Source organism: Streptomyces sp. B21-105 (genome assembly GCF_036898465.1).
GTDB lineage: Bacteria > Actinomycetota > Actinomycetes > Streptomycetales > Streptomycetaceae > Streptomyces.
This window is the reverse complement of the sequence record NZ_JARUMJ010000001.1, coordinates 7,871,148-7,886,865: the sequence shown is the minus strand read 5'-3', so window position 1 is coordinate 7,886,865 and position 15,718 is coordinate 7,871,148. Positions and strand designations below refer to the sequence as shown.

General features: G+C 72.0%; 19 protein-coding genes and 2 pseudogenes. 3 read left to right on the top strand and 18 right to left on the bottom strand.

What is annotated here, in order from left to right:
- Window positions 1-71: 71 nt before the first annotated feature.
- Both QA802_RS35315 and QA802_RS35310 read right to left on the bottom strand, forming a co-directional pair.
- Window positions 72-332: pseudogene (locus QA802_RS35315) on the bottom strand (DUF6158 family protein); the annotation flags it as partial.
- Window positions 333-569: 237 nt separating this feature from the next.
- Entirely contained in the window at window positions 570-2,189 is a 1,620-nt protein-coding gene (locus QA802_RS35310; protein ID WP_334531498.1) for an ABC-F family ATP-binding cassette domain-containing protein, read from the bottom strand.
- A gap of 162 nt (window positions 2,190-2,351) precedes the next feature.
- On the opposite strand from QA802_RS35310, the gene QA802_RS35305 reads away from it, so the two are divergent.
- Complete coding sequence (locus QA802_RS35305) at window positions 2,352-3,176, top strand: class I SAM-dependent methyltransferase (RefSeq protein ID WP_334531495.1); 825 nt, start codon at window positions 2,352-2,354, stop codon at window positions 3,174-3,176.
- A gap of 124 nt (window positions 3,177-3,300) precedes the next feature.
- On the opposite strand, the gene QA802_RS35300 is transcribed toward QA802_RS35305, so the two are convergent.
- The 13 genes and pseudogenes from QA802_RS35300 to QA802_RS35240 all read right to left on the bottom strand — a co-directional run bounded on the left by QA802_RS35300 (window position 3,301) and on the right by QA802_RS35240 (window position 12,104).
- Window positions 3,301-3,585 (bottom strand): gas vesicle protein K, encoded by a 285-nt coding sequence (locus tag QA802_RS35300; protein ID WP_057582193.1) that lies wholly within the window; start codon window positions 3,583-3,585, stop codon window positions 3,301-3,303.
- Window positions 3,582-3,770 (bottom strand): gas vesicle protein, encoded by a 189-nt coding sequence (locus tag QA802_RS35295; protein ID WP_319170330.1) that lies wholly within the window; start codon window positions 3,768-3,770, stop codon window positions 3,582-3,584. The genes QA802_RS35300 and QA802_RS35295 overlap by 4 nt, the downstream gene beginning before the upstream one ends.
- Window positions 3,767-4,555 carry a GvpL/GvpF family gas vesicle protein gene (locus QA802_RS35290; RefSeq protein ID WP_334531486.1) on the bottom strand — a complete coding sequence of 263 codons (789 nt, stop codon included), beginning with the start codon at window positions 4,553-4,555 and terminating at the stop codon, window positions 3,767-3,769. The genes QA802_RS35295 and QA802_RS35290 overlap by 4 nt, the downstream gene beginning before the upstream one ends.
- Before the next feature lie 176 nt (window positions 4,556-4,731).
- Window positions 4,732-5,064 (bottom strand): annotated as a pseudogene (locus tag QA802_RS35285) (gas vesicle protein); the annotation flags it as partial.
- Entirely contained in the window at window positions 5,061-6,290 is a 1,230-nt protein-coding gene (locus QA802_RS35280) for an SRPBCC family protein (protein WP_334531483.1), read from the bottom strand. The pseudogene QA802_RS35285 and the gene QA802_RS35280, both read right to left, overlap by 4 nt.
- The gene (locus tag QA802_RS35275) at window positions 6,287-7,003 is read right to left on the bottom strand and encodes a DNA primase (protein WP_334531479.1); all 717 of its coding nucleotides are present in this window, start codon (window positions 7,001-7,003) and stop codon (window positions 6,287-6,289) included. The genes QA802_RS35280 and QA802_RS35275 overlap by 4 nt, the downstream gene beginning before the upstream one ends.
- The gene (locus QA802_RS35270; protein WP_266725687.1) at window positions 7,000-7,263 is read right to left on the bottom strand and encodes a gas vesicle protein GvpG; all 264 of its coding nucleotides are present in this window, start codon (window positions 7,261-7,263) and stop codon (window positions 7,000-7,002) included. The genes QA802_RS35275 and QA802_RS35270 overlap by 4 nt, the downstream gene beginning before the upstream one ends.
- 7 nt (window positions 7,264-7,270) lie before the next feature.
- Window positions 7,271-8,035 (bottom strand): GvpL/GvpF family gas vesicle protein, encoded by a 765-nt coding sequence (locus QA802_RS35265; protein ID WP_334531476.1) that lies wholly within the window; start codon window positions 8,033-8,035, stop codon window positions 7,271-7,273.
- Window positions 8,032-8,472, bottom strand: a complete 441-nt coding sequence (locus QA802_RS35260; protein ID WP_334531474.1) for a gas vesicle structural protein GvpA — start codon at window positions 8,470-8,472, stop codon at window positions 8,032-8,034. Before QA802_RS35260 ends, QA802_RS35265 begins: the two co-directional genes overlap by 4 nt.
- A 140-nt stretch (window positions 8,473-8,612) precedes the next feature.
- On the bottom strand, window positions 8,613-8,978 hold the full coding sequence (locus tag QA802_RS35255) for a gas vesicle protein GvpO (RefSeq protein ID WP_334531471.1): 366 nt from the start codon (window positions 8,976-8,978) through the stop codon (window positions 8,613-8,615).
- 45 nt (window positions 8,979-9,023) lie between these two features.
- Window positions 9,024-9,965, bottom strand: a complete 942-nt coding sequence (gene ligD / locus QA802_RS35250; protein ID WP_334531468.1) for a non-homologous end-joining DNA ligase — start codon at window positions 9,963-9,965, stop codon at window positions 9,024-9,026.
- Window positions 9,962-11,809: a transketolase gene (locus tag QA802_RS35245; protein WP_334531465.1), complete on the bottom strand. Its 1,848-nt coding sequence runs from the start codon at window positions 11,807-11,809 to the stop codon at window positions 9,962-9,964. The genes ligD and QA802_RS35245 overlap by 4 nt, the downstream gene beginning before the upstream one ends.
- A gap of 4 nt (window positions 11,810-11,813) precedes the next feature.
- Window positions 11,814-12,104, bottom strand: a complete 291-nt coding sequence (locus tag QA802_RS35240) for a hypothetical protein (RefSeq protein ID WP_334531463.1) — start codon at window positions 12,102-12,104, stop codon at window positions 11,814-11,816.
- Window positions 12,105-12,301: 197 nt separating this feature from the next.
- On the opposite strand from QA802_RS35240, the gene QA802_RS35235 reads away from it, so the two are divergent.
- Complete coding sequence (locus QA802_RS35235) at window positions 12,302-13,255, top strand: TIGR03557 family F420-dependent LLM class oxidoreductase (RefSeq protein WP_334531461.1); 954 nt, start codon at window positions 12,302-12,304, stop codon at window positions 13,253-13,255.
- 153 nt (window positions 13,256-13,408) lie between these two features.
- Complete coding sequence (locus QA802_RS35230; RefSeq protein ID WP_334531457.1) at window positions 13,409-13,786, top strand: DUF6204 family protein; 378 nt, start codon at window positions 13,409-13,411, stop codon at window positions 13,784-13,786.
- Here QA802_RS35230 and QA802_RS35225 read toward each other — a convergent pair.
- The 3 genes from QA802_RS35225 to QA802_RS35215 form a co-directional block, all read right to left on the bottom strand.
- Window positions 13,728-14,309, bottom strand: coding sequence for a GNAT family N-acetyltransferase (locus QA802_RS35225; RefSeq protein ID WP_334531454.1), 582 nt, complete (start codon window positions 14,307-14,309; stop codon window positions 13,728-13,730). The genes QA802_RS35230 and QA802_RS35225 overlap by 59 nt on opposite strands.
- Before the next feature lie 20 nt (window positions 14,310-14,329).
- On the bottom strand, window positions 14,330-14,584 hold the full coding sequence (locus tag QA802_RS35220; protein ID WP_334531451.1) for a LapA family protein: 255 nt from the start codon (window positions 14,582-14,584) through the stop codon (window positions 14,330-14,332).
- A 108-nt stretch (window positions 14,585-14,692) separates the two neighbouring features.
- A complete protein-coding gene (locus QA802_RS35215; RefSeq protein ID WP_334531448.1) occupies window positions 14,693-15,625 on the bottom strand; it encodes a S66 peptidase family protein in 933 nt (310 codons plus the stop codon).
- Window positions 15,626-15,718 lie beyond the last annotated feature (93 nt).

Here is a 15,718-nt window from a genome sequence, read left to right as displayed (position 1 = left end):
CCGACGGGCGTGGCCCCGGGGTCGGACTCCCCGGTGGCCCTGATTCCGGCGGGGGTCTGACGGGCGCCGCCGTTCGACCCGGCGGCACGTTCCCTGGCCCCCTCACGGGTGCGCCCCGGGGAGACGAACCGGCGCGGGTTGCGGCGCAGATACTCGCCCTCCAGCTGGGCCATGCGGTCGTTGTGGGCGCGCAGAGCGTCGTTCGAGCCGTGCAGCAGGGTGTCGTGGCGCGTGCGGTGGATCGTCTCCAGCTCTCTCATGAGCTGCTGGTCGTCCAGCCGGTCAGGGTCGACTCCGGTCATCGTGGTGCCCCGCTCGTCGTGTTCGTCCATGCGGTCCGGGTACCCGCCCGCGAGTGGTCTCAGCACCCCCTCGCGGCGGGATCCGGGAGGGAACCGGGGAGCTCGTGCCCCTTCCTCCACTGTACGAACATTCCGGCCTCCGGGCCCCTGGGCTGCCCGGCACGCACCACGGACTGCCCGGCACGCACCACGGACTGCCCGGCACGCCCACCGACTGCCTGGCACGCTCCACGAGCCACCGGCTGCCTACCGACCACCGGCCACCGGCTACCGGGCGCGCTCCACGCGCCGTTCGTCCCACACCGGCTCCGCGGTCTCCCGGACCCGGCCGTCGCTGCCGAAGACCAGGTACCGGTCGAAGGAGCGGGCGAACCACCGGTCGTGGGTGACGGACAGGACCGTCCCCTCGAAGGCCTCCAGACCCTCCTGGAGCGCTTCCGCGGACTCCAGGTCGAGGTTGTCCGTCGGCTCGTCGAGGAGCAGCGCCGTGACGCCCTGCAGTTCGAGCAGCAGGATCTGGAAGCGGGCCTGCTGACCGCCGGAGAGACGGTCGAACGTCTGCTCGGCCTGTTGGGTGAGTTCGTACCGGCGCAGCCGTGACATGGCCGCACCGCGGTCCTGGGAGTGTTCGCTCCACAGGATGTCCAGCAGGGTGCGGCCCAGCAGCTCGGGATGGGCGTGGGTCTGGGCGAAGTGCCCGGCCGCCACCCGCGCGCCGAGCTTCCACTCGCCCGTGTGCGCCACCTCGTCACCGGCCAGCAGGCGCAGGAAGTGCGACTTGCCGGAGCCGTTGGAGCCGAGGACGGCGACCCGCTCGCCGTAGAAGACCTCCAGGTCGAAGGGTTTCATCAGGCCGGTGAGCTCGAGCCCCTTGCAGGTGACGGCCCGTACGCCGGTGCGGCCGCCCTTGAGGCGCATGGTGATGTCCTGCTCGCGCGGCGGCTCGGGCGGCGGGCCCGCCTCCTCGAACTTGCGCAGCCGGGTCTGGGCCGCCTGGTAGCGGGAGGACAACTCATGGCTGATGGACGCGGCCTGACGGAGGTTCAGCACCAGTTTCTTCAGCTGGGCGTGCTTCTCGTCCCACCGGCGGCGCAGCTCCTCGAAGCGGGCGAAGCGTTCGCGGCGGGCCTCGTGGTAGGTGGCGAAGCCGCCGCCGTGCACCCAGGCGTCGGCTCCGGCCGGCCCCGGTTCGACGGAGACGATCTTCTCGGCGGCGCGGGAGAGGAGTTCGCGGTCGTGGGAGACGAAGAGGACCGTCTTGCGGGTCTCCTTCAGCCGCTCCTCCAGCCACCGCTTGCCGGGCACGTCGAGGTAGTTGTCCGGCTCGTCGAGCAGCAGCACCTCGTCGCCGCCGCGCAGCAGGGCCTCCAGCACGAGCCGTTTCTGCTCGCCGCCGGAGAGGGTCCGTACGAGACGGAACTGGGCCTTGTCGTAGGGGATGCCGAGCGCGGCCGTGGTGCACATGTCCCACAGCGTCTCGGCCTCGTACCCGCGCACCTCGGCCCAGTCGGAAAGAGCCTGCGCGTACTGGAGCTGTGCGGCCTCGTCGTCGACGGTCATGATCGCGTGCTCAGCCCTGTCGACGGCCTTCGCCACCTCGCGGATGCGGGGCGCGGCGACCGAGACGAGCAGGTCGCGCACGGTCGTCTCGTCCCGTACGGAGCCCACGAACTGGCGCATCACGCCGAGGCCGCCCGAGACCGTGACCGTCCCGCCGTGCGGTTTCAGCTCACCCGAGATCAGTCGCAGCAGCGTCGTCTTGCCGGCGCCGTTGGGTCCCACCAGGGCCACCACGGCCCCTTCGCCCACCCGGAAAGACACGTCGCCGAGCAACGCCCTCCCGTCGGGGAGGTAGTACTCGAGGTGCGCGGCTTCCAGGTGTCCCATGGTGAGGCATTCTGCGGGCCGTCCCCGACCCACGGCAAACCGAATAATCGCACACCTCACGTCGTCCACATGGTGAAACAAACTGTCTCATCATGCGGGCGGCCGCGTACGGTGGTCATGCCGGGCACCCGGTTCGCCGAGCAGTCGAGAAGGGGTACAGCCATGCCGGAAGCAGCGCGGGAGACCGCCGTCTACACGCACGGACACCACGAGTCGGTACTGCGGTCGCACACCTGGCGGACCGCCGCCAACTCCGCGGCCTACCTGCTCGGCTCGCTGCGGCCGCACATGAAGATCCTCGACATCGGCTGCGGCCCGGGCACCATCACCGCCGACCTGGCCGCCCTGGTTCCGGACGGGCACGTCACCGGCGTCGACCACGCGCCCGGGATCCTGGAGCAGGCCCGCGCCGCGGCGGCCGAGCGGGGGCTCGCCAATGTGGACTTCGCGGTCGCCGACGTGCACGCGCTGGCCTACCCCGACGACACGTTCTGCGTCGTCCACGCCCACCAGGTGCTCCAGCACGTCGGGGACCCCGTGCAGGCGCTGCGCGAGATGCTGCGGGTGACCAGGCCGGGCGGGTACGTCGCGGTCCGCGACTCGGACTACGCGGCGATGACCTGGTACCCGGCGTCGTCCGGCATGGACGACTGGCTGGACCTGTACCACCGGGTGGCCCGGGCAGGCGGCGGCGAACCGGACGCCGGACGCCGGTTGAAGTCCTGGGCGCTGGCGGCCGGGTTCACCGACGTCACGGCCACCTCGGCCACCTGGACCTTCAGCACACCCGAGGAACGGGCCTGGTGGAGCGGCCTGTGGGCGGACCGCACGGTGGCCTCGGCCTTCGCGGAGCGCGCCACCGGGGGCGGGCACGCCACGGCGGAACAGCTGCGGGCCGTGTCACACGCCTGGCGGGAGTGGGGGCAGCGGGACGACGGCTGGTTCAGCGTCCTGCACGGGGAGATCCTCTGCCGCAAGGCGGCCTGACCCGCCGGCCCCGCCCATAAGCCCTACAACCCCACAGGCCTCACGGACCCCACAGGCCCCGTAGATCCCACAGGTCCCACAGGTCCCACAGGCCTCGCGGACCCCAAACGGCTGACGTTCACGCTCACTCCCGGGGAAGCAGCGGTCCCAGCGGCCCGAGGTCCAGGTTGAGGTCCTCGGGTCGCAGTCCGTAGCGTTCGCGCAGTTCTGTCATGCGCTCGTCGAGCAGCATCAGGGTGAGCCCGATGCGCTCCTCCTGCTCCTCGCTCAGGTCCCCCGTGTCGAAGCGGCGCACCGCCTGCCGTTCCATCAGCTGGCGCAGCAGCTCCACGACGGTCAGGACGAGTTTGACCAGATCGCGCTCGACGGTGTCGGGCTCGAGGTCCACGCGGTGGCGACGGTCCGTCACAGCAGATCCCCCCACGGTGACGGCACTTGCTCGTTCACGGAGCTGATCAGCGCGTTGAGGTCGATGCGGACGAGATCGACGTCCGCGATGCGCAGGGTGATGTCCCCCGTGATGACGACGCCGCCGGCCAGCAGCCGGTCGAGCAGGTCGACGAGGGCGACCTCGCGGCGCTCCACTACGGTCATGCGTCCTCCCCCGGCCCGCCGGCCCCGGCTTCCTCCGTGATGTCCACGAAGGAGTAGGCCGCCCACGGCCCGGTGAGCTCCACCCGTATCCCCTGCTCCTCGCTCTTCGTGCGGTCCACGATCTCCACGAACTCCTCGGACTGTGCGCGCGGCACGAGATAGGCGGCGTTCAGCACGTTCTGTCCCGAGGACTCGGAGAGCGCGGAATTCTGCGGCGGGTGCAGCCGGGCGTCCTCGGCCCGCGCGGACAGCGTCGCGTGCAGCCGCCGGGCGAAGGTCTCGGCGCGCTGCCAGGTGTCCTCCCGGGCGTGGGCCCTCGTGCGCCGCTGCCGCAGGTAGTCACGGCCCGAGGCGGGCCTGGCCGCCGCCGGCTCGGGTTCGCGCGCCTCGGACTCGACGTACACCTTCACCCCCCACTCGACCCGCCCTTCGAGCCGGTCCAGGGTGCGCAGGAAGTCCTGCTCGCGCTCCTCCATCATCACGCGGACCCCGCTGTCGTCCCGGAAGACGGTGGCGAGCCGGAGCGGCAGAGGCGTGGTGACGGCCGTCAGGGCGTCGATGACCTGCTGATGGGCCCTGGCCGTCTCGGTGAGCCAGTCCAGGTCCTCCAGACGGCGGCGCAGCGTCTCCTCCGCGAAGTCACGCTCCGGCACATGACTCACCACGGCGATCAGGCCGTGGTGGGTCAGCAGCCGGGGCGGATCCCCCGCGACGCCCGACAGGGCGGTCTGCAGGGGCGCGCCGAGGGGGCGGCAGACGGCGTACACGTAGCGCAGTCCGTTCACGGGGACTCCTTCCGGGCGTTCCCACGGGCTTCACGCGAAGGAGCGTCCCGCCGGGCCTGCCGCCGGGGTTTCTGCCGGGCACGGACCGGCTCGGGCTCCTCCACCTCCGCGACCTCCTCCGGTTCAGCGACCTCCTCCAGCTCCGCGACCTCCTCCGGCTCCAGTTCCGCGACCTCCTCCGGCTCCGCCGGCTCCTGCGGACCGGCCAGTTCCTCCAGCCGGGCCAGCCGCTCGCGCAGCGCGGCGTTCTCCCGGGCGAGCTCCTTGCGGCGGGCGCCGGAGGACAGGGCCGGGTCGTCCTCCCACCAGTCGATCCCCATCTCCTTGGCCTTGTCGACGGAGGCGACGATGAGCCGCAGCTTGATGGTGAGCAGTTCGATGTCGAGCAGGTTGATCCGGATGTCACCCGCGATCACGATGCCCTTGTCCAGGACACGCTCGAGGATGTCGGCCAGGTTGGCTCCGCCGCCCTGGCCGTACGGCTCCGGCATCCGGCTCGCCATGGTCATCGACGGCTCCTGCGCTCGTCCGCCACGTCCTCGTCCTCGGGCTCCTCCTCGTCGTACTCCTCGTACTCGGCCTCGGCCTCGGCGTCCGCCGGCTCGCCGCCCTCTTCCGCTTCGGGCTGCTCCTCGTCGTCGTACGCCTCGTCCTCGGCCTCGTCGGCGTCCTCGTACTCGTCCTCGGCGTACGGGGCGTCCTCGTCGTCCTCCTCATCGTCCTCCCGGCGGACGTCCTCGGCATCCCGCGGCTCGTCGCCGTCCTCGGCGTCGCCGTCGTCCGCGCGGGCCTCGGCTTCCTCGTTCTCGTCGTCGCCCCGGTTCTCCTGCTCCTCCTCCTCGGCCACCGCGTCCTCGTGGGAGGTGACGACCTCGCCGTCGCGGATCTCGCCGCGCCAGCTGTCCTCGGCCTCCCCCTTGATGGTGATGAAGCGGGCGAAGTTCTTCAGGTCGAGACGGGCACGGCGGCCCTGGGCACGCCAGATGTTGCCGGTCTTCTCGAACAGGCCCGAGGGGTAGTACTCGATGACGAGCACGACGCGGGTGAGGTTCTCGGCGAGTTCGTGGAAGGAGACGACGCCCTTCGTGGTGCCCTTGGCGCCCTCCGACGTCCAGGCGATCCGGTCGTCCGGCACCTGTTCGGTGGTCTTGCCCTTCCAGCTACGGCTGGACCAGAAGATCTTCGCCTGCCAGTCGCTGGTGGTGTCGTCGGCGCGGTTCGCGCTCTTGACGCCCTTGGCGAAGGTGCTGAAGTCCTTGTACTGGGTCCACTGGTCGTAGGCGGTGCGCAGCGGTACGCCGACATCGATCGCCTCCATGATCACGGTCGGCTTCTTGCCCGCGCTCTTCTTGCCCTTGCCGCCACCGAGGCTCTTGAAGGCGCCGGTCACCTTGTCCTTGGCCCGTGAGGCGCCGAGTTCCAGCGCGGAGCGCAGCGGCCCCTTGCCCTCGGCGAGCTTCTTACCGCCGTCGAGGGCGAGTTTGGCGAAACCGGGGCTGTTGCCCTCGGCGATGTCGTTGAGCTTGGACGTGGTGTCGCCGAGCTTGTGGCCGACGCCGGTCAGCAGGCGCGTGGCCTGGGCGGCGAGGTATTCCTGTACCTCCTCCTTGAGCCGGTCGGCGGCCTCGCTGTGAGCCAGTCCCGAGAGCGGGTTGCCGTTGCTGCCGGCTGTCTTGCCCGCGGTGTCGGAAGCCGCGGACGTCGCGGACTTGGCGGATCCGAGAGTCTCGGTCATCGGTCGCCGCCTCCCTTCGGCCGCCGGGACCGGGACGTGGTGCCCGAGGCGGTCTTCGCTGCGGTCCTCGCGCCCGGCTTCCCGGCCGACGCGGTCTTCTTCGCGGCCGACGTGCGGGCAGAGGCCTTCCTGGCGGGCGCCTTCTTCGCCGGTGCCTTCTTCGCCGACTTCTTGGCCGGCGCCTTCCTGGCCGGCGCCTTCCTGGCCGCGGTCCTCCTCGGCGGCGCCTCCTCCTCGTCCTGGTCGTCCTCTTCGTCGTCCTCGGCCGTGTCCTCGGCTTCGTCGTCCTCCGCCGTGTCCTCGGCGGCCTCGTCCTCGGCGTCCTCGTCCTCAGCGGTGTCCTGAGGCTCGTCGTACTCCTCGTCCGCCTCGTCGTCCGCGTCCTTGCCCGGCACGACGCCCTCGAGCTGGTCGCGCACCTCGGCGGTGCGGCCGTGCAGACGGTCGGCCAGAGCCTCGATCTGCCGCTCGACCATCGCCCCGGAGGCCGCCTTGCCGACGCCGCGCAGGTCGTTGCGGAGCTGGTCGCCGATCTCCTTGAACTGCGGGTTCTCCTTCAGCTGCTGGGAGACCAGCTCGCCGATGCCCTTGGGCGTCAGGTTCAACTTCTTGCCCGCCACGAACGAGCCCACGGCCAAAGCGAGCTTCAGCTTCTTGGTACGTCCGAGGAGGTACCCGGCGCCTACCGCGAGGCCCAATCCCATTCGGTTCATCCTGCCCACCCGTCGTCCGTTCCCGCGCTTCTGCGCGTCGCGATCTCCATCCGGTCGAGAAGTTCGTCCTCCTGCCGGTCGAACTCCTCCTCCGTGATCTCACCGGCGTCCAACTGCTCCTCCAGACGGGCGAGTTCAGCCCGAACAGTGCTCGGGTCGTAGTAGATCCGCTCGGCCTCCTTCAGTACCTGGCCGATCACCCAGCCGCTGCCGCGGACCGGGGCGAACGGCAGCAGGAGCACCTCTGAGATGAGTCCCATGACACGCCTACTCCCGGGTTGTGCTCACGGGTTCGGACCCGGGTTCGGCCGGGCCGGGCTCGACGAAGCTGTACGGCGGCAGCGGCCCGTTGACCCGCAGCTCCAGGTGCGGACGGCCCTTGCGGAGTTCCTCCGCGGCCTCCAGGAACCCGGCCGCCGAGTCCCGGTCCACCAGGAAGGACACGTTGACCAGCCAGCCCGTGGACTCGGGGCCCGCGCTGACGTGCGCGGCGAGCGGCTCGAGGTGCTCGCGCACATCGGCCGCGTCCTCGGCCTCCCTGGCCTTGACCGCGGCGGCCACCATCTCGCCGAGCTGCAGCCGCTGCTCGTAACTGCCGCCGCCGGACTGACGGTTGGCCTCGGCCAGGCCACGCAGTTCGGGGCTCTCGGCCATCACCTGGTGCAGCACGGCCTCCTCGACGTGCGAGGCCTTGACGTTGTACTCCACGCGGCCCTCGAGGACGTCCAGCCGTTCCTTGTAGTGCTCGGCGCGCTCGGCGAGGACCCCGGTGACGGAGCTGTCGTCGGGTGCGACACTGCCGAACCGCATGGGCAGCACGCAGCCGCCGGCGCCCGCCTCGGCGAGCACGGTCTGGTGGGCGAGCAGCTCCCTGCGCTTGGGCCGCAGCCCCTCGGGGGCGTCGCTGACGATCGCCGCCAGCTCGCCCTCGGTCAGGACGCGCACCGGCAGCGGCGGCTCGCCGACCCCGGCCAGACCGTCGGGAAGGGCCGGGTGGGAACTCGCGACGATGCCGTAGACGTAGGTGCTCACTCCTGCTCCTCCTTCCGGCGCGCGGAGGTGGTCTTGCGGGCCCGGGGCCTGGTCTCGCGCTCACGCTCTCCCGAGGAGCCGTCGTCACGGGCCTGCTTGAACGCGTCGGAGATGGTCTCCGCCGCGCCCGACAGCGCTCCCTTGGACTTGCCGCGGGCGCCGGACTCGGTCATCTCGCCGACCAGGTCGGGCAGGCCCGGGTCCTTGCGAGGCCCTGCCTCCAGGTCCAGCCGGTTGCACGCCTCGGCGAAGCGCAGATAGGTGTCGACGCTGGCCACCACGACCCTGACGTCGATCTTGAGGATCTCGATGCCGACCAGGGACACACGCACGAACGCGTCGATGACGAGACCCCTGTCGAGGACGAGCTCCAGCACGTCGTAGAGGCCGCTGGAGCCGCCTCCACCGCCGGTCTGTTGTGCCGGGACAACGGTCATGTCTACCGAGCCTCCTTGTCTTGAAGATCTTGAAGATCTGGAAGGTGTCGAAAGTCTTGAAGATGCTGAGAGTGCTGAAGAGTGCTGAAGATCTTGAAGTTCTCGAAGTGGACGGTCGGGCAGCGGCGCGCGCGGGCGGCCTAGCGACCGCTCTGCCGATGTGCGTCGGCCCGCCCGCGCTCGTAGCGGCGGACACGCCGGTAGCCCGTGAGCTGGCCCGCGGAATCGAGATCGACCTGGTAGCTCGCCATCAGGCTCATCGTGTCCGGCACCCGGGACAGCTCCATGACCTCGATCTCCAGGGCCCAGCCGTCCTCGGTCTGCTCGAAGGACGAGACGCTCTCTGCGGTCATGCCGGTCAGCTCCGCGAACTGGGCGCGTGCCTGGCGCAGCACGTCCATGGGGCCCGGCCGGTCGTCTGCCACGTCGTCTCCGCCTTTCCCGTGCCGAGGTGCCTGCGGCCTGTGGGGTCTGTGTGTATGCGATGTGCTTTTCGTGTTCACCATGGCCACCTCTTCCTCCGGGTGGCCGGAACTTCCTTGGCCAAACCTTCACGAGCCACGCAGTGCGTCGAGCCGGCGCCGGGCCGGGCCCAGCGCCCGCCCCCGTCCCGACGTCCCGGACCAGGGCCGCGTGTGGGCCTGCTCGACGGCGTCGGCGATGGTCCAGCGGCGCGGGCCGAGGCCGGGGTCGCCGAGCTGCTCCCAGCTGATCGGCGTGGCGACGGGCGCCCCCGGCAGCGCGCGCACCGTGTAGGGGGCGACGGCGGTCTGCGCGTACCCGTTGCGCTGGACGTCGAGGTAGAGCCGGTCCCCGCGGTCCTTCTTGCGGGCCGCCGTGGTCAGCCGGTCGGGATGCCCGGCGGCGAGCAGCTCGGCGACGTCGCGGGCGAACCGGCGGACCTCGTCGAAGTCGTCCTGCCCGTCGACCGGGACGACGACGTGCAGCCCGCGCGAGCCCGTCGTCATCAGGTCGGCGGGCAGCCGCAGCTCGCCGAGGAGGTCGTGCAGCCACCGGGCCGTGTCGCGGACGGCGGCGAAGGGGGAGCCGTCGGCCGGGTCGAGGTCGAAGACCATCAGGTCGGGGCGGTCGGGACTGTCGGACCGGGACAGCCAGCGGTGCAGGGTGAGACAGGCCTGGTCGGCGAGGAACGCCAGCGTGGCGGTGTCGTCGCACACGGTGTGACAGACCGTGCCGCCCTCCTTGGCCAGCTCCACCCGCGTGATCCACTCCGGGTAGTGCTCCGGCGTGTTCTTCTGCATGAAGCGCGGCCCGTCGACGCCGTCCGGATGCCGTTCGAGCATCAGCGGACGGCCGCGCAGCTGCGGCAGCATGAACGGGGCGACGGCCCGGTAGTAGGCGACGAGGTCGCTCTTCGTGTACTCCTTCGCGTCCCCGCCGCCCGGGAAGAGCACCTTGTCCGGCCGGTGCACCTCGACGGTCCGGCGGCCGGCGCGCACCGTGCGCACCGTGCCCACGTCGTCGCCGCTCACGGCGTGATCGCCTGCTCCACCAGCAGCCGTGCGGACGCGGCGATCGACTCGGCGTCGATGCCGGCGGCGTGCAGCTGCTCCGCCGGGCTCGCCGAACCGGGCATCGTCCGGACGGCGAGACGCACCAGGCGGGGCACCGGGCGGCCGTCGAGGAAGGCGTCGAGGACCGCGTCCCCGAGGCCGCCCTCCGCATGGTGGTCCTCCACGGTCAGCAGGCAGCCGGTCTCCTCGGCGGCCCGCCGCAGCGTGGCCCGGTCGACGGGCTTGACGCAGTACAGGTCGACGACCCGGACCGCGATGCCCTCGCCGTCGAGCGCCTCGGCGGCCTTCAGCGCCTCGTGCACGGTGACGCCTGCCGCGACGATCGTCAGCCGGTCCCGGCCCGAGGAGCGCAGCACCTTGCTGCCGCCGACCGGGAACTCCTCGTCCGGCCCGTAGAGCACCGGCGCGGCGCCGCGCGAGGTGCGCAGGTAGCGGACGCCGTCCAGGTCCGCCATGGTGGCGACGAGCCGGGCGGTCTGGTTGGCGTCGCACGGGTACAGCACGGTCGAACCATGCACCGCCCGCAGCATCGCCAGGTCCTCCAGGCCCATCTGCGAGGGGCCGTCCTGCCCGATGGCGACCCCCGCGTGGGAGCCGACCAGGTTGACGCCGGCGCCGCTGACGGCCGCCATGCGGATGAAGTCGTGGGCGCGGCTCAGGAAGGCCGCGAACGTGGAGGCGTACGGCGTCCAGCCGCGCGCCGAGAGGCCGACCGCGGCGGCGACCAGCTGCTGTTCGGCGATGTAGCACTCGAAGAAGCGGCCGGGGTGCTCCTTGGCGAAGGCCTCGGCACGGGTGGAGTCGCCGACCTCGCCGTCGAGGGCGACGACGTCCTCGCGGGCGGCGCCGAGAGCGGCGAGGGCCTTGCCGAAGGCATCCCGCGTCGCCGCCTCCTCGCCCTTCTCCCAGCGGGGCAGGTCCGGCTGTCCGGAGGGAACGGAGTGCAGCAACGGGGCGTCGGGCGGCTCGGGCACGCGCACCCGCAGGTCGCGGACGCCGCCGAGCTCCTCGATCGCCTCGTCGGCGTCCGGCAGCGGTTTGCCGTGCAGGCCCTCACGGTCCTCGACCTCGGCCACGCCCTTGCCCTTGAGGGTGCGCGCGAGGATCACGGTGGGCTGCCCGCTGGTGGAGAGCGCCTCGCCGTACGCGCGGTCGATCGCGTCCACGTCGTGCCCGTCGATCTCGACCGTGTGCCAGCCGAAGGCCTGGAAGCGGCGGGCGTAGGCGTCCAGGTCGTGGCCGTGGCGGGTGGGGCCGCGCTGGCCGAGCCGGTTCACGTCGACGATCGCGGTGAGGTTGTCCAGGTGCTCGTGGCCCGCGTGCTCGGCTGCCTCCCACACCGAGCCCTCGGCGAGCTCGCTGTCCCCGCACAGCACCCAGACGCGGTACCCGGTGTGCTCCAGCCGTTTCCCGGCCAGCGCGATGCCGACGCCCACCGGCAGGCCCTGGCCGAGCGATCCGGTGGCCGTCTCCACCCATGGCAGCCGCTGCGGGGTGGGGTGCCCCTCGAGCCGGCTGCCGAGCCTGCGGAAGGTCAGCAGTTCCTCGTCGTCGACTGCGCCGGCGGCCTTGTAGGCGGAGTACAGCAGCGGGGAGGCGTGGCCCTTGGAAAGGACGAAGCGGTCGTTGCCGGGGTGGGCCGGGCGGTCGAAGTCGTAGCGGAGGTGGTGGGCGATCAGGACGGCCATCAGGTCCGCGGCCGACATCGAGGACGTCGGGTGCCCGGACCCGGCGGCGGCGGACGCGCGCACGCTGTCCACCCTCAACTGCTGTCCGAGTTCGACGAGTTCGGCGGTGTCCATCGGGTCAGCGGTCTCCTTCCGCGCGGTCGTCGCGCTGGGCGGTCCCGGCAACGGGCCGGCTCTGGCCGTCGTGCGACGTCCTCGGCGGTCCGGAACTGCGCTGTCCCACCTCGGGCGTCGGCGCGTCGATCGACTGGGAGCCGTCCTCCGGCGACGACCGGTCCCCGGCGGCGCCCGCGGCGCCGTCCCCGTGCTGCCCCACCTCGGGCGTAGGCGCGGTGATCGACTGGGAGTCGTCCTCCGGGGAGGGATGCTGTTCGCCGGCCTCGCCGGTCGCGTGGCTCTGGTCGTTCACGTCGTTCCCCTCGTCGTTGTCGTCGTTGTCGTCGTTGTCGTTGTCGCCGGTGTGCCCGGCCGGTCGTCGATGTGCCCGGCGTGCGAGGGTTTCCGCGTCCCCCGGGCAGGGGCGGCCAAACGTGCGCCGGTTTCCCGTCCGAGCCCCGGGTTACTCGGGCGGCGACAGCGAACCACCCGATCTCGGAGGTACCCCTGATGCCCGAGTACGGCTACTTCCTGGCCTGCGAGGAGTTCGCTCCCGCGGACCTCGTCGAGCAGGCGCGCATGGCCGAGCAGGCCGGCTTCTCCGCGCTGTGGATCTCCGACCACTACCACCCGTGGAACGACGCGCAGGGCCAGAGCCCGTTCGTCTGGTCGGTGATCGGCGCGCTGTCGGAGGCGGTGTCGCTGCCGGTCGAGACGGCGGTGACCTGTCCGACGGTCCGGATGCATCCGGCGGTGGTGGCACAGGCCGCCGCGACGGCCGCGGTGATGACGAACGGCCGTTTCCGGCTCGGCGTCGGCTCGGGCGAGGCGCTGAACGAGCACATCCTCGGCGACGCCTGGCCGCCCGCGAACGTGCGGCTGGAGATGCTGGAGGAGGCCGTCCAGGTGATGCGCCGGCTGTTCACCGGCGAGGAGGTCAGCCACTACGGCACCCACTACACGGTGGAGAACGCCCGCCTGTACACGGTCCCCGACGAGCCGGTCCCCATCGACGTCTCCGGGTTCGGCCCGAAGGCGACCTCCCTCGCGGCCCGGGTGGGCGACGGCTTCATCACGATGATGCCGGACGAGCCGATGGTCGAGCAGTTCCGCAAGGGCGGCGGCGGCACGGGGCTCGTCAGCGGCGGTGTGAAGGTCTGCTACGGAACGGATCGCGCCGAGGCCGTCCGCACGGTGCGCCGGCTGTGGTCGAACCAGCTGCTGCCCGGCGAGATGGGCCAGATCCTGCCCACACCGAGCCACTTCGAGCAGCTGGAGCCGCTGGTCAGCGAGGAGACGGTCGGCGACAACACGGTGTGCGGCGACGACCCCGACGAGCACCTCGCGGCCCTCACGGCCTTCTCAGATGCCGGCTTCGACCGCGTTTACGTCGGCCAGATCGGCCCCGACCAGCGCGGCTTCTTCGACTTCTACCGCACCAAGGTGCTCCCGCGGCTGCCGTGAGCGGCCCGGACGGCACCGGACAGCACCGGACAGCACCGGACAGCACCGGACAGCACCGGGTGGAAATTCCGGGTGGACGGCGGCCCCACGCCCGTATCGTCGCTCCTTCGACGGCGTCCACGGGGGCTCCACGGCATGCGCGAAGGAGCGGCAGTGAGTGAGCAGCACACCTACCGGGTGATCGTCCGGGGCACGTGGGACGGTCTGCGCGAGGAGGGCCGCGCGCGGCTGCTCGCCGGGGCCGCCGACCACGGGCTGACGAGCATGCGGTTCACCGAGGAGGGCACGCTGACGTACGAGACGTCGCCGCTGAAGCACTTCTCGATGCGCTATGCGGTGGTGTCCGACGCGGCGGACGGCGACGAGATGGCGGGCGCGCTCGCCGAGGAGCGCGCCGAGACGACGCTGCGGGAACTCGGGTACGGCTTCACCGGCCTGAGGTCGACGGTCACGGACCTCGACACCATGAAGATCAACCGGAAGCCGGGGTCCCGGTCCGCGTCCAGGTCCGGGTCTGTGGCGCGGCGGTGATCGCCCACCGCTCGTGGTCGCGCCACTGGCCGTCGATGTAGATCATCTCGGGGGAGAATCCCTCCAGCCGGAATCCGCAGGCGCGGGCGAGGGCGATCGAGGCGGCGTTGCCCGGCTGCACGTTGATCTCCAGCCGGTGCAGCCGCAGCGGACCGAACGCGTACCGCACCACCAGGTCGAGCGCCTCGCGCATCAGGCCCCGTCCGGCCGCGTGCGCGAAGGCGCCGTAGCCCAGCGCGCCGTTCTGGAACGCGCCCTCGACGATGTTGTTGACGTTGACGAACCCGGCGATGGCGTCGTCCTCCAGGGTGCACACGAGGAAGCCGGCCTTGGACGGGTCCTCGATGAGCCGGCCCGCATAGGCCGTGTAGGCGTCGGCGGTGGCGGGCGGGAACAGCCAGGGACGGTGCAGGTCCTCGCTCTCCCGTGCGCGGGAGGTGAACTCCGGCCCGTCGTCGTAGGTGAAGTGGCGTATTCCCACGCGGGGCCCCTCGGCGAGGTAGCGCGATGCGGTGTGCGGCATCCGACCAGCCTACGACCGGGTCACCTCCGCCGGGTGCGGGTGTACGCGAAGTACGACCCGCACAGCGCGCCGATGACGCCCGTGGCCAGCAGGGCCGTCCACAGCGGCATGGTCACCACGGGGACCAGCAGCCGGATCTCCGTCTCCTGGGTGTTCTCGAAGATGAAGACCAGGGCGAGGACGGCGAGCACCAGGACGGCGATCCGGCCGGGCGTCATCGGCGCCCTCGCGCGGCTCTCGGAGGTCCTGGCGCTCTTCGAGGTCTTCGGGCTCATGGGACCAGGGTCGGCCCGCCCGGCCGCTCACGCGCGGTGGGGGCTGCTCTTCGGGTGACGCGGCGAGGTCGACGGTCCAGGTGAGCGGGCCAGGTGAGCGGCCGAGGGTCAGCGCAGGGCCGGGGTGTCGAGGGTGAGCGTGCCGGCGTCGGCGTCGAGCACGGCGCTCACGCCGAAGGGCAGGGTGAGCGCTCCCTCGCAGTGCCCGAAGCCGAGTTCCTCGACGACCGGGACGCCCAGGCCGCCGAGCCGGTCGACGAGGACAGGCCGGAGTTCCTCGTAGGGCCCGCACCGGTCCCAGGAGCCGAGGGCGACGCCCGCGACGCCGTCCAGCCAGCCGGTGCGCAGAAGCTGGGTGAGGGCCCGGTCGACGCTGTACGGCGGCTCGCCCACGTCCTCGATCAGGAGCAGCCCGCCGCGGGCGCCGGCCCGGGTGTGCGGGGTGCCGTACCCGGTGGCGAGCAGCGTCAGGCAGCCGCCCAGGGTGACGCCGCGCGCCCGGCCCGGGGCGAGCGCGGGGCCCCCGGCACCGGCGGCGCCGATGACCCGGACGGTCTCGGGGGCGAACAGGGTGGCCCGCAGATGGTCCTGGGCCCGGGCGTTCTTGATGAAGTCGATGCCCGCGGCCACCGGCCCGTACAGCGTGACCAGGCCCAGCCGGACGGCGAACGCCTCGTGCAGGGCGGTGCTGTCGCTGAAGCCGACGAACACCTTCGGGCCGGCGGCCCGCATGGCGTCCCAGTCGAGCAGGTCGACGACGCGCTGGGCGCCGTAACCGCCGCGTGCGCACAGCACCGCGTCGACGCCGGGGTCGCACCAGGCCCGCTGGAGGTCGGCGGCCCGGTCGGCGTCCGTGCCCGCCAGATGGGGCAGCGCGCGGTGCCGGTCCAGCACGTGCGGGGCGACCACCGGGTCGAGGTCCCAGCCGCGCAGCAGGTCGAGGCCGGCCTGCAGCCGTTCCTCCGCGACCGGCCCGCTGGGGGCGACGACCGCGACCCTGGCGCCGGGAGCGAGCCGGGAGGGCCTGACGAGTTCCTTCACGGTGCGAGCTCCAGCCTGGGGACGCCGCGCGGGTGCGGCCCGAACGCCCGAGCGTACAACGAGAGGTCGACCCGCAGCGCGCGCGTGTCGCGG